This is a genomic window from Nocardia grenadensis NBRC 108939 (assembly GCF_001613445.1).
In the GTDB taxonomy this organism is placed as follows: domain Bacteria; phylum Actinomycetota; class Actinomycetes; order Mycobacteriales; family Mycobacteriaceae; genus Nocardia; species Nocardia grenadensis.
Window position 1 is genome coordinate 29,297 of record NZ_BDCJ01000029.1, and the last position, 12,457, is coordinate 41,753.

At 69.7% G+C, this 12,457-nt stretch carries 12 protein-coding genes; 3 read left to right on the forward strand and 9 right to left on the reverse strand.

Features of this window, described 5'->3' with window-relative positions; all coding sequences use genetic code 11:
- Positions 1–18: 18 nt before the first annotated feature.
- Positions 19–588 carry a PPOX class F420-dependent oxidoreductase gene (locus tag NGR01S_RS26820; protein WP_245664804.1) on the reverse strand — a complete coding sequence of 190 codons (570 nt, stop codon included), beginning with the start codon at positions 586–588 and terminating at the stop codon, positions 19–21.
- Positions 589–868: 280 nt separating this feature from the next.
- Between NGR01S_RS26820 and NGR01S_RS26825 the strand changes: the two genes are divergently transcribed.
- Both NGR01S_RS26825 and NGR01S_RS26830 read left to right on the forward strand, forming a co-directional pair.
- Positions 869–1,999, forward strand: coding sequence for a phosphotransferase family protein (locus NGR01S_RS26825; protein ID WP_063041634.1), 1,131 nt, complete (start codon positions 869–871; stop codon positions 1,997–1,999).
- Between the two features lies 1 nt (position 2,000).
- Entirely contained in the window at positions 2,001–3,131 is a 1,131-nt protein-coding gene (locus NGR01S_RS26830) for an Rv3169 family protein (RefSeq protein WP_063041636.1), read from the forward strand.
- A 433-nt stretch (positions 3,132–3,564) separates the two neighbouring features.
- Here NGR01S_RS26830 and NGR01S_RS26840 read toward each other — a convergent pair whose 3' ends face one another.
- The 7 genes from NGR01S_RS26840 to mqo all read right to left on the reverse strand — a co-directional run bounded on the left by NGR01S_RS26840 (position 3,565) and on the right by mqo (position 10,495).
- Complete coding sequence (locus NGR01S_RS26840; protein ID WP_063041640.1) at positions 3,565–3,768, reverse strand: hypothetical protein; 204 nt, start codon at positions 3,766–3,768, stop codon at positions 3,565–3,567.
- Between the two features lie 83 nt (positions 3,769–3,851).
- Entirely contained in the window at positions 3,852–4,256 is a 405-nt protein-coding gene (locus NGR01S_RS26845) for a cobalamin biosynthesis protein (protein WP_063041642.1), read from the reverse strand.
- A complete protein-coding gene (locus NGR01S_RS26850; RefSeq protein ID WP_063041644.1) occupies positions 4,253–5,659 on the reverse strand; it encodes a cobyrinic acid a,c-diamide synthase CobB in 1,407 nt (468 codons plus the stop codon). The genes NGR01S_RS26845 and NGR01S_RS26850 overlap by 4 nt, the downstream gene beginning before the upstream one ends.
- A gap of 61 nt (positions 5,660–5,720) precedes the next feature.
- Entirely contained in the window at positions 5,721–6,335 is a 615-nt protein-coding gene (gene cobO, locus NGR01S_RS26855; protein WP_063041646.1) for a cob(I)yrinic acid a,c-diamide adenosyltransferase, read from the reverse strand.
- A gap of 51 nt (positions 6,336–6,386) precedes the next feature.
- On the reverse strand, positions 6,387–8,345 hold the full coding sequence (locus NGR01S_RS26860) for a VWA domain-containing protein (RefSeq protein WP_063041761.1): 1,959 nt from the start codon (positions 8,343–8,345) through the stop codon (positions 6,387–6,389).
- A gap of 111 nt (positions 8,346–8,456) precedes the next feature.
- Positions 8,457–8,906 carry a GNAT family N-acetyltransferase gene (locus NGR01S_RS26865; protein ID WP_063041647.1) on the reverse strand — a complete coding sequence of 150 codons (450 nt, stop codon included), beginning with the start codon at positions 8,904–8,906 and terminating at the stop codon, positions 8,457–8,459.
- A gap of 128 nt (positions 8,907–9,034) precedes the next feature.
- Positions 9,035–10,495: a malate dehydrogenase (quinone) gene (gene mqo, locus NGR01S_RS26870; RefSeq protein WP_063041763.1), complete on the reverse strand. Its 1,461-nt coding sequence runs from the start codon at positions 10,493–10,495 to the stop codon at positions 9,035–9,037.
- A 327-nt stretch (positions 10,496–10,822) separates the two neighbouring features.
- Between mqo and NGR01S_RS26875 the strand changes: the two genes are divergently transcribed.
- Positions 10,823–11,854, forward strand: a complete 1,032-nt coding sequence (locus NGR01S_RS26875) for an alpha/beta hydrolase (RefSeq protein ID WP_084481749.1) — start codon at positions 10,823–10,825, stop codon at positions 11,852–11,854.
- Position 11,855: 1 nt separating this feature from the next.
- Here the strand turns inward: NGR01S_RS26875 and NGR01S_RS26880 are convergent, their stop codons facing one another.
- On the reverse strand, positions 11,856–12,419 hold the full coding sequence (locus NGR01S_RS26880; RefSeq protein ID WP_063041649.1) for a hypothetical protein: 564 nt from the start codon (positions 12,417–12,419) through the stop codon (positions 11,856–11,858).
- Between the last annotated feature and the right edge of the window lie 38 nt (positions 12,420–12,457).

Here is a 12,457-nt window from a genome sequence, read left to right on the forward strand (position 1 = left end):
AGACCACCGGTCACCGCGTCACAACCGCCCGGTGATCTTGGTCGGGGTGATCCGCACCGCCACCCGCGGGCCGTCGTCCACCGAGGCCGGATTGAACTCGGCGTACGGCTTTCCGGTGTACTTGATCGACATCCGGTCACCGACCAGCATGTCGGGGTCCGGGGTGAGGGTGGCGGTACCGCGGATCTCCGCGTAGACGTACGGGTTGTCCGGCGGCGCGATCAGCACCGAGATACGCGGATCGCGGGCCAGGTTCTTGCCCTGGACGCGGTCGGTCGTCGTGGAGTAGAGCAACTCGTCCCCGTCCCGGTCGATCCAGGTGACGGTCAGATGCGGATGCCCGTCGCGGCCGACGGTGGCCACGGTGACGAACAGTTTGGCATCGTCGATGTACTTCTTGACGGTGTCGGGCAACGAGATAGCGCTCATGCACACGAGCAACCCGCTCCGGTGGATGTTCATTCCGGCCCACCCCGGCGGATCCGCTCCCAGCGCCGCCGACAGGCTGCCGAGTTCGGCCTGTGTGGCCAACTCCGGCAACGCGGCCGGGCCGTGGTCGGCGTGGCGGTCGTGGGTCCGCTCGGGCATCCGGCTCACGGCTCCGCGCCCACCTCGCGTGGTCACGCCGGCGCAGCGTCACCCTCATCGTGGTCCTCCCACCCGGCGGAGCGACTCACCCCGGACATCGAAGGAATTATGGTCGGCCGGCCGCGCCCGGGGAGCGATTCGCGACAGCCACCCGATGATCCGCCGAATCGACACCGCCCGAGACTGAAACACGTTACAGTCTCCCGCACGCGAGCGACCCGGTGCCGTATCGGACCGGGCAGTCGCCGCGTCGAGGCCGGATGGCGTCAGGAGGACGACGATGCCCGACGATGTGAACCCCACCGAACATATGCGGCTCACCACCAGCGAACGCGATCTGGACACGCTGGCGGGTCAACTCTCCGCGTGGTTACAGAACCGGGTCGGCGCCGACGAACCACCGGTCATCAGTGATCTGCAACGGCCGCTGTCCGGGGGCCTGTCCAGCGCCTCGGTACTGTTCGACGCGCACTGGAAGGCCGGCGGCCGCACCGAGGGGGGCGCCTTCGTCGCGCGGATGATCCCAGAGGAGGGCGCATTCCCGGTTTTCGAGAAATACGATCTGGAACTGCAGTACCGGGTCATCACCGAAATCGCCGCCGCCACCGAGGTCCCGGTACCGCGGTTGCGCTGGCTGGAAACCGGTAGCGCGGCCTGCGGTGCGCCGTTCTTCGTGATGGACCGGGTCCCGGGCCGTATCCCGGGCGACAATCCGCCCTACGTGTTCGCGGGCTGGCTCTACGACGCGACCACCGCCGAGCGGGCCGAACTCACCCGCAACACCCTCGACGTCCTGGCCCGGATCCACGCGTTGCCCGAACCGGCGCAACGGTTCCCCGAACTCGACGGGCCGGGTACGGCGCTACGCCGCCATATCGAAGCGGACCGGGCCTGGTACCACTGGGCGCTGGCCGGCGACGGCTACGAGATCCCGCTCATCGAGCGCGCTTTCGACTGGCTGGACCAGAACTTTCCCGACGATCCCGGGCCGGATGTGTTGAGCTGGGGTGATGCCCGGCCCGGCAATATCATCTACGAGGGATTCACCCCGGTCGCCGTATTGGACTGGGAGATGGCCACACTGGGTCCGCGCGAACTCGATCTGGCCTGGATGATCTTCCTGCACCGCTTCTTCCAGGACATCGCCACCGGATTCGGCTTCCCCGGCCTCCCCGATTTCCTGCGCCGCGACGAGGTCGTCGCGCACTACGAGAAGGTCAGCGGCCACACCGTTACGAATCTGGACTTCTACCTCACCTATGCCGCGCTGCGGCACGCGATCGTCATGGCCCGGATCAAACGCCGGATGATCCATATGGGCGAGGACACCTCCCCGGTGGAGCGCGACGACTACATCATGCACCGCGCCACCCTGGAAGCCCTGCTCGACGGCACCTACGGATGGGACTGAGATGAGCGAACCCACCGCCCACACCCCGGCCACCGCCCCGGGGCCCCTGGACGAGTACCCGATCCACCAGACACCGCTGCCCATCGCCCGGGCCGCGACCAGCGACCGGAACTTCTACGATCGCAGCTATTTCAACGCGCACAACCGCGACGGCGCGATCATGCTGGTGACCGGATTCGGGGTGTATCCGAACCTCGGTGTCGCCGACGCCTACGCCGCGGTACGCCGCGGCGACGAGATCACCTCCGTGCGGTTCTCCGACGCGCGCAGCGACCGGAGTCTGGATATGGCGGTCGGCGGTTACCGGATCGAAGTGGTCGAACCGCTGCGCCGCATCCGGGTGGTGTGCGAACACGAGGACCTGGGCCTCGACCTCACCTGGACCGGCGCCTTCCCCGCCGTGCAGGAGCAACCGCACATCATGCTTGCCGGTAACCGTCCGACCCTCGACGCCTCCCGCTTCGCCCAGGTCGGCTCGTGGGCGGGCACGCTGGCGATCGGCGGCGAGGACATCACCGTGGCCCCGGCGATCTGGACCGGTACCAGGGACCGCTCCTGGGGTATCCGGCCCGTCGGCGAGGCCGAACCGCCGGGCCGGGCTGCCACCGAGGGCACCGGCGGGTTCTGGTGGCTGTACGTGCCGCTGCGATTCGATGATTTCGCGGTGGTGGTGATCATCCAGGAGAATCCCGACGGCTACCGGACGCTCAACGACGCGGTCCGGGTGTTCCCGGACGGATCGGTGGAACAGCTGGGCTGGCCGCGGATCACCATCGACTACCGATCCGGGACCCGCCATCCCGAGAGCGCGAGCCTGGAACTGCGGACTCCCGACGGAAAACCGCTGACCATCGACATCCACACCGTCACCGGGATACCGCTGCACATCGGCTGCGGTTACGGCGGCGACCCGGACTGGCAGCACGGACAGTGGAAGGGCCGCGACTGGTCGTGGGCCAACAGCTACGACCTCACCGATCCGGCGATCGCCGGGCGGATCCCGTGGGGCGTCACCGATCACATCGCGCACGCCCGCTGCGGGGACGCCGAAGGCTGGGGACTGTTCGAACACGCCAGCGTCGGCCGGCACGACCCCACCGGTTTCGCGGATCTGCTGTCGGTGGCGCCTTGAAGAGTGTTGTCGCTGCCGCCGAAACGGTGGTGTGTCGGAATCGGAATGCTCGGCTGCTTCGACTGTTCGATGGAGTCCGGGCTGTCCGATCCCGACATCACGACTCGATCGGCCTCCTCGGTACCGCCCACACCCATGGACATCGTCAACGCGCCGGCAACAGTTATCGCCGCACCGCAGATCGCAACACATGCCGGCCACCCGATCCCGGCGACCGCCGCTGTTCCGAAGCCTGTCCCGAGACTGCCGCCGATGAAGTACACCAACATGTAGGCGCCGTTGAACTGCGCCGGCGCGGCCGGGTTTATCGCCAAGATCGTGGTTTGATTCGCCACTTGTGCGGCAAAGAGGCCGGCATCGAACAGCGCGAGAGCAACGAGTGTTACCGCGACGTCGGACAGTCCGTACGCGAGGATCACGCACGATCCGCCGGCTACGGCCAACCCGACCCGCCCACCGGGCCGCATGCCAGCGCCACGCCCATGGCGGCAACGGTTACCCCGAGCGATACCGACACCTCGGCGACGGCCGGCTGAAGCGGGTAGATCGTCGCTGTTCCCAGCGCCGCGGCGATGGACATGAAGGTCACCGTCGCGTTACCGATGGTGTCCTCGTGAGTGGAGGCGAATGTGGTCACGGTTCGACGGTAAGAACCCTCGCCCGGCGCGCGCTGGCAGAAATCGGCCTACCTCGTCGCCGGATGCGATCTTTCGGCCGCTGTCAACCGTGCGCGGCGGCCGCAGCGACCACCACGCCTCCGACCACCTGTCGCGGCACGAGCACAGGCCCGGTACCGGCCAGCAGCGCCGCGGCCTCGGCTACACCGGGAATTCCCAAGGCGGCGGCCACCCGCTCCGACGGGTTCGGCACCGGCACCCGCGCCAACCGTTCGACGGAGTAGCCGTACAGTGGCACGCCCAGCATGGCGGCGGCATCACGGGGGCCCGGCTCGCCGGCCCGGCGATCCAGGGTCGCCAGGCAGGCTATCCGCTGGCCGGGAAACACTTCCGCCAACACCGCGAGAATCCGCTCGGCCGACAGATCCGGGCGCAGGCCGAGGCCGACCGCGAGCTCTCCACGGTAGGGTTCGGCGCCGGCCGCGGACCGCCGGTCTCCGCCGGTCACCGTGCGCGCACGGCGGGGCGGGTGTGCTGATGGGCACGCGCGGCGGCGACGAACCGGCGCACCGCGCCCGGATTTCCGGCGGGGTGGGTGTGCAGGTAGGACGCGTGTACCCGGTCCACGAGCGCACCCTCACGGACCTGCTTCCCGGCGGTACGCCATCCCCAGGCGGGCGGGGCATCGCCGGATGCCACCAGCCGGGTCCGATGGAATTCGTGCCCGTGTACCCGCTCACCGGTCCGCCAGAGCACGGAGTCGGCCAGCGCCACCGCCTCTCGGTAGCCCAGGGTGAGGCGGGGCCCGAACTCGGCGACCGCGTCGATCAGGCCCGCCATCGAATGACCGTCCAAGGATCGGGTGAGGTACAGCAGTCCGGCGCATTCGGCGTGGATGGGCAGCCCCGCCCGGGCCCGCTCCGCCACCGCGGCGCGCAGTCCGGTATTGGCCGCCAACGTCCCCGCGTGCTCTTCCGGGAATCCGCCCGGCAGCACCAGCCCCGCGGCCTCGGCCGGCAGGGTGTCGTGCAGCGGATCGATGACGACGACCCGGGCGCCCGCGGCGGTGAGCAGTTCCCGGTGTTCGGCGTAGCCGAAGGTGAAAGCGGGTCCCCCGGCTACCGCGATCACCGGATCCGGCCCGGCCGGTACCACTACGCCGTCCGCGACCTCCCGGACCGCGTCCCAGCTCGGCCCGGACTCCGGCGCGACGGCCAGCGCCGCGACCGCGGCGAGATCGATATGGCGGGCGGCCAGGTCGGTCATCGCGTCCACCGCGCGCATCGCCGCGAGACCGTGTTCCACCGCCGGGATCAGGCCCAGATGCCGGGACGGGACCTCGAGTTCGGCCAGCCGGGGCAGCGCGCCGAGGACCGGCAGGCCCACCCGGTCGCAGGCCGAGCGCAACACCTGTTCGTGCCGCGCGCTACCGACCCGGTTGAGCACCACTCCGCCCAGCCGTACACCCGAGTCGAAGGTGGCGAACCCGTGCAACAGCGCGGCCAGGCTCTGGCTGTGACCGCGCGCGTCCACGACCAGGACCACCGGTAGACCGAGCAGGCTCGCCACCTGGGCGGTGGAGCCTTCCGCGACGGGATCGGCGGCCTGTTCGTCGATCCGTCCGTCGAACAGGCCCATCACCCCCTCCACCACCGCGATATCGCAGTCGCGGGCACCGTGGCGGTAGAGCGGGGCGATCCGGTCGGACCCCACCAGCACCGGGTCGAGATTGCGACCGGGGCGGCCGGCGGCGAGGCCGTGATAACCGGGGTCGATGTAGTCGGGCCCCACCTTGAAGGGGGCCACCCGGCGGCCCACGCGGCGCAGCGCGCCGATGAGCCCGGTCGCGACAGTGGTCTTCCCGCTGCCGGAAGCCGGGGCGGCGAGCACGATCCCCGGGGCGGCACTCATCACGCGACGGTCCCGGTCGAGCGGCAGGCGACGCGCCGAACCCCGATACCCCGGGGCCGGCTCACCATTCGATACCCCGTTGCCCCTTGCGGCCCGCGTCCATAGGGTGGCGCACCTTGGTCATCTCGGTCACCAGGTCCGCCGCCTCCACCAGTTCCGGCGGCGCGTCCCGGCCGGTGATGACGACATGCTGGTTACCCGGACGCTCGCGCAGGGTCTCCACGACCTCGGCCACATCCACCCACCCCCATTTCAACGGGTAGGTGAATTCGTCGAGCACATAGAACCGGTGCTCTTCGGTACGCAGCCGTCGTGCGATCTCCTGCCAGCCGGCCAGCGCCGCGGCCGCGTGATCGGTTTCGGTGCCCTGTTTACGAGTCCACGACCAGCCCTCGCCCATCTTGTGCCATTGCACCGGCCCGCCCACCCCGGTCTCGTCGTGCAGCCGGCCGAGTTCGCGGAACGCCGCTTCCTCGCCGACCTTCCACTTGGCGCTCTTGACGAACTGGAACACGGCCACATCGAAACCCTGGTTCCACGCGCGCAACGCCATCCCGAAGGCCGCGGTGGACTTCCCCTTGCCCGGACCGGTGTGCACGGCGAGCACCGGCTGATTGCGACGCTGCCGGGTGGTCAGTCCGTCTTCGGGTACGTGCTCGGGCACCCCTTTGGGCATGGGAACTCCTGATCTGATTCGGGTTTCGTGCTCGTCCGGTGCGACCCGGTCCTACGCGGCGCGCGCGCCGCCCCAGGCGCCCGCGCGGACCACCTCGGCCACCGAGGCGCCGGTCAGTTCGGTGAGCCGGACGGCCGTACCGCCCAGCGCGGACGCCAGTTCGGCGGCCAGACCCAGCCGGACCATGCCGCGTTCGCAGTCGACAACAACGGAGGTGACATTGTCGCGAGCGAGCTGTGCGGCCGCCGCGCGGGCCCGCGGCACCGGATCGGTGCCGCCGGTGGCACGGCCGTCCGTGAGCAGCACCAGCATGGGCCGGCGCTGCGGGTCGCGGACGCGTTCCCGGTAGACCACCTCACGCGCGGTGCGCAACCCCGCGGCGAGCGGAGTCTTCCCGCCGGTTCGCAACCCGGCCAGGCGGCGGACGGCGATATCGATCGAGGAGGTGGGCGGCAGCACCAGTTCTGCCTCGCTGCCGCGCACCGAGATCACCGCGACCTTGTCGCGCCGCTGATAGGCGTCGCGCAACAGGGTCACCACTGCGCCGGTCACCGCCGACAGCCGGTCGCGGGCGGCCATGGAACCGGAGGTGTCGACCACGAAGAGCACCAGATTGCCCTCACGCCCTTCGCGGTATGCCCCGCGCAGATCACCGGGCGCGAGCACCAGGGGCCCGGCGCGCCGGCCGCGCGCCCGCTGATGCGGTGCCGCGGCCCGCAGCGTGCCGAGCAGATGTAGGCCGCCGGTGGGCTCGGGTGTGGTGTTCACCACCCGGCCCTGCCGGGTCTGCGCCCGGGACCGCCGGCCCGGCGCGCCCTCGCCCACACCCGGCACCTCCCACCGCGGCGGCCGGGCCGGCGCCGCGACCGGCGCCCCCACCTGTCCGGTCCCGCCGGCGCCACCAGGGTCGCCGGAGTTCTCGCCCGGCTCGGTGTCCGCGCCGGGTGCCTCGGCGCCGCCACCGGGACCGTCCGGGTCGTCGTCGGGATCGACGGGGCCCGGCGACCCCGGCGCCTCGTCGTCGGCCGGTGCGGGCAGCTGGTCACCGGCCTGTTCGGCCGCATCGCGCATGGCGTCGTCGAGCTGTTCGGGGGTGATCCCGGGTTCGTCGAACGGGTCGCGCCGCCGCCGGTGCGGCAACGCGAGTTCGGCGGCGACGCGGACATCGTCGGCGGTGACACTGTCGCGCCCGCACCAGGCGGCATGGGCGGCGGCGGTGCGGGCCACCACCAGATCCGCCCGCATACCGTCGACGTCGAAGGAGGCGCAGACCGCGGCGATACGCCGCAGTTCCACATCGTCGAGCGCGACCTCGGCCAGCCGGTCGCGGGCGATGAGGACGCGGTCGGCGATCACGCCGTCCGCGGCGGCGTAGGCGGCCGCGAAGCCGTTCGGATCGGCCTCGTAATCGAGACGGCGCCGGACCACGGCCATCCGGACGTCCACGTCCCGGGAGGCGGTCACATCCACGGTCAGGCCGAATCGGTCGAGCAGCTGCGGGCGCAGCTCACCCTCCTCCGGGTTCATGGTGCCGACCAGGACGAACCGGGCCGGATGGGAATGCGAGACGCCGTCGCGTTCGATGTGTACCCGGCCCATGGCCGCCGCGTCCAGCAGCACATCCACCAGGTGGTCGTGCAGCAGGTTGACCTCGTCCACGTACAGCACACCGTGATGGGCGGCGGCGAGTAGTCCGGGCCGGAACGCCTGTTCGCCGTCACGCAGGACCCGCTCCAGATCGAGCGAGCCGACGACCCTGTCCTCGGTGGCGCCGACCGGCAGTTCCACCAGCCGCGCCGGGCGGGCGCCCGATTCGTCGACCACCGGCGGCAGCAGCCGTGCCAGTGCCCGCACCACCGTGGACTTCGCGGTCCCCTTCTCGCCGCGCACGAGTACGCCGCCGATACCGGGATGCACGGCGCACAGGATCAGCGCCAGCTGCAATTGCTCCTGTCCGACCACCGCGGAGAACGGGAACCCGGCCTCACCGCCGTCCGCGGCGGAGACAATCGGTCGGGATGCGGGCCGGGCGGTTTCGGTGGAGGACACGGCCCCACTCTAAAACGTGCCCTCACCCGGCCCGGCCCTCCCCTGCCCGAGACGGGTGACGGCGCCCGGCGGCTAACCCTTGCGCATCGGTACGTGCGCGACGCCGTCCTCGATGAACTCCGCGCCGTCCACCTCGAAACCGTGTTTGGTGTAGAGATCGATCAGGTAGGTCTGGGCGTTGAGCCGGACGGTATGCGATCCGGTCTCGGCGAGGGCGGCCTGTAGCAGGCGGGTGGTGTATCCGTGCCCGCGGGCCTCGACCGCGGTACACAACCGCCCGATCCGGAAGGATTTGACGCCGTCCTCATGCTCTTCGAGCAGGCGCAGGGTGGCGATGACCTCGCCCTCGTCGTCGAGCCACAGATGCCGGGTCTCCGGCAGCAGGTCCAGTCCGTCCAGCTCGGGGTACGCGCACTTCTGCTCGACCACGAATACTTCGACGCGCAGCTTCAACAACTCGTACAGGGTGGGGGTATCGAGATCCTGCGCCCATGACCGGCGGAGTGCAACCGTTGACATCATCGCGCCTTGCTATCACACCTCGGCGCCGGATGCACGCGAATGCCCCGGGCACACCACCGCGGCGGCCGCGGCGCAGCGCGGCCCGCGGGGTGCCACCCCGCGGGCCGTCGAGCGCGAATTCTCCCGGATCAGACCCCGGCGGCGACCCCCGCGCGCGTATCGGACCGGTTGAGCTGCAACGCCTTACTCGTCCAATCCCATACCTCGCCGAACAGGCGCTGGTTCTCCGACAGCTTCACCCCGAGCGAAGGGATCATTTCCTTCAGCTTGGGCGTCCACTGCGCGTACTCGGCCGGGAAGCAGCGTTCCAGGACGTCCAGCATGGCGGTGACACAGGTGGAGGCGCCGGGCGAGGCGCCCAGCAGACCGGCGATGGAACCGTCCTGCGCCGCGATGACGGCGGTACCCAGTTCGAGGACACCACCGGCGCCCTTACGGCGGATCACCTGCACCCGCTGTCCGGCGGTGATGAGTTCCCAGTCCCGGCCCTCGGCGCGCGGAATGAACTCCTCCATGGTGTACACCCGGCCGGACTGCGATTTCATCAGCTCGGTGATCAGGTATTTGACCAGGCTCAGCTCGGTGACGCCGACCCCGAGCATCGGGACCAGGTTGCCGGGTTTGATCGATTTGAACAGGTCGGCATTGCTGCCGTCCTTGAGGAACTTGGGGGTCCAACCGGCGTAGGGCCCGAACAGCAGGCCGGGCCTGCCCTTGATGACCCGGGTGTCCAGATGCGGTACCGACATGGGCGGCGCGCCGACCGCCGCCTTGCCGTACACCTTGGCGGCGTGCTTCTCGATCAGCTCGGGGTTGGTGCACCGCAGGAACTGACCCGAGACCGGGAATCCCGCGAAACCGCGGATCTCCTTGATTCCCGCCTTCTGCAGCAGCGGCAGTGCCCCGCCACCGGCCCCGACGAAGACGAATTTGCTGATCAGCGTGCGAGTGCGGCCGGTGCGGGTGTTGCGCACCGTGACCTTCCAGCTGCCGTCCTTCTGCTTGGACAGGTTACGCACCTCGTTACCGAAGCCGATCTCCCCGCCACTGGCACCGATATGGGCGAGCAGTTCCTTGGTGAGCGAACCGAAATCGATATCCGTACCGCCGTCGGACCAGTTGAGGGCGATGGGGTCGGCGAAATCGCGGCCGCGCGCCATCAGCGGCAGCCGACGGGCGAACTCGTCGGGGCTGTCGATGTACTCCATCCCGGCGAACAACGGATGCCGGGACAGCGCCTCGTACCGCTTGCGCAGGTACTCCACATCGGCGGCGCCGTGCACGAAGCTCACGTGCGGGATGGGGTTGATGAAGCGGGAGGGATCGCCCAGGATCCCGTTCTCCACCGCGTAGGCCCAGAACTGGCGGGAGACCTGGAACCGCTCGTTGATATCGACGGCCTTGCCGATATCGACCGAACCGTCCGGCTTCTGCGGACTGTAATTGAGTTCACACAGGGCCGAATGCCCGGTACCGGCGTTGTTCCACGGATCACTGCTCTCGGCCGCGGCGGCGTCGAGCCGTTCGAACACCGAGATCGACCAGTCCGGCTGCAGCTGACGCAGCAGCGCGCCGAGCGTGGCGCTCATGATGCCGGCACCGATGAGGACTACATCGGTCTTTTCAGTCTGGGCAGCGTTCGGCACGGGTGTTCGACTTCCTTGTCCTGATGCGCGGGGCGCACATCCGTGGATGCGGCCCGCTGGGGCACGGGCACTTGTGCAGTTGTGTACGGGTCGCGATGGCGAGCCCTCCGGGCTCGGCCGAATGTAGGTTACCCGTCGTTCACTATTGCCAATTGTGCACCTCGACACGCGCGGAATCCGCAGCCAGGGCGGCGATTGTGACGTAGATTCCTCCTCCCCGTCACCTTCTGGCCTGCCTTTGCTACCGATCGGTCGCCTAGATTGGAGGCCGTGACGAACGATTCCGCGGCCGGTATCGGTGCTCTCGGCCGAACCGCCGACTGGCAGCCGGATGTCCTCGGTGACGGGTACGAATATCGCACCCTGGAACTCGGGCCCGACCCCGACGGCGAGGGCGATATCGTCGCCACCCTGGTCCGGCATCTGGCCGCGGTCGACGCGGTGGCCACCGCCGACGCGGTGCTGTACGTGCACGGCTTCACCGACTACTTCTTCCAGCGGCACGTCGCCGAGCACTTCACCGCCCGCGGACACCGGTTCTATGCGCTGGACCTGCGCAAATGCGGCCGATCGTTACAGCCGGGGCAGACCCCCCACTTCATCAGCGATCTCGCCCTCTACGACCGGGAACTCGACGCCTCGCTCCGGCTGATCACCGCCGAGACCGAGGCGAAGGTGCTGGTGGTGGCGCATTCGACCGGTGGTCTGGTGACCTCGCTGTGGCTGGACCGGCTGCAGCAAGCCGGAGGCACGGCGGCCGCCGGTATCAGCGGGCTGGTGCTGAACAGCCCGTGGTTCGACCTGCAAGGCCCGGCCTATGTGCGCACTGTGGGTACGCAACTCATCAACACGGTGGGCCGTTTCCGGGCGAAGTCGGCGCTGCCGCTGGGCAAATCCAGCGCCTACGGCGACAGCCTGCACCACAGCGTGGCCGGGGAATGGGACTACGACCTGGACTGGAAGCCGCGGCACGGTTTCCCGGTGCGGGCCGGTTGGTTGCGCGCGATTCGGCTGGGTCAGGCACGGCTGCACCGCGGCCTGGATATCGGCGTGCCCGCGCTGCTGCTGCGCTCCAAGCTCACCAGGTTCGCCCGTGAGTACGGGCCCGCGGTGGATGTCGCGGACGCGGTCCTCGATGTCGCGCAGATCCAGCGCTGGGCAGGCTGTCTGGGCGACCGCACCAATATCGTCCCGATCGACGGCGCCCGTCACGACGTGTTCCTGTCCGCCGAGGGCCCGCGGAGCGAGGCCTTCCGGGAACTCGACAACTGGCTCGACTGGCTGGCCGCCCGGCCGGCCTGAATCACCACATGCTGGTGCGCAGCACGATCTCGGTCGCGAACTCCTGATCGGCTTCGGTGGCGACATTGTCGACGTCGACACCCACCACCCGGAACTCGCCGTACACGTGGCGGCCGGAACTGTCGGCCACCGGCCGCGGCAGCCGTTTGGTCACCAGCACGGTGGTGGGCAGTTCGACCGCCGGACATCCGGCGTCGAGCACAGCCCCGTCGCCGTCGGGTACGGCCGGATGCCCGCGATCGGCGACCACCAGGCTCACGAAGCGACCGAAACCCTTCGCGCAGACCTCCCATGCCACGCTCGCGCCGGCACCCCGGCCCGCCACATTGACCCAGGGCACGCCGATCTCATCGAGGGCCGCGTACACCCCGCCGGTGTCGAGTCCCTCGGCCGTTTCGAACACGATGGTCCGCAGATCGGAACTGTGCAGACGTGCGCACACCCGGTCGTAGACGTCCGGGGGATCACCGGAATCGGGGAGCAGCAGCACGCTGTGCTGGGTCACCGGCCCGTCCACCCGCACCGTCCAGTCCCGGTCACCGACCGCGATGCGCCGAGATTCCATGCCGGTTGACGCTACACCGCTCGCCCCCGCCGTGGGGT

Excerpts from the sequence above, each read along its gene's own strand:
- cobO (WP_063041646.1), bottom strand. The coding sequence starts at position 6,335 with ATGCCCAAAGGGGTGCCCGAGCACGTACCCGAAGACGGACTGACCACC.
- NGR01S_RS26880 (WP_063041649.1), bottom strand. The coding sequence starts at position 12,419 with ATGGAATCTCGGCGCATCGCGGTCGGTGACCGGGACTGGACGGTGCGG.
- NGR01S_RS26820 (WP_245664804.1), bottom strand. The coding sequence starts at position 588 with ATGCCCGAGCGGACCCACGACCGCCACGCCGACCACGGCCCGGCCGCG.
- NGR01S_RS26830 (WP_063041636.1), top strand. The coding sequence starts at position 2,001 with ATGAGCGAACCCACCGCCCACACCCCGGCCACCGCCCCGGGGCCCCTG.
- mqo (WP_063041763.1), bottom strand. The coding sequence starts at position 10,495 with ATGAGCGCCACGCTCGGCGCGCTGCTGCGTCAGCTGCAGCCGGACTGG.
- NGR01S_RS26865 (WP_063041647.1), bottom strand. The coding sequence starts at position 8,906 with ATGATGTCAACGGTTGCACTCCGCCGGTCATGGGCGCAGGATCTCGAT.
- NGR01S_RS26825 (WP_063041634.1), top strand. The coding sequence starts at position 869 with ATGCCCGACGATGTGAACCCCACCGAACATATGCGGCTCACCACCAGC.
- NGR01S_RS26850 (WP_063041644.1), bottom strand. The coding sequence starts at position 5,659 with ATGAGTGCCGCCCCGGGGATCGTGCTCGCCGCCCCGGCTTCCGGCAGC.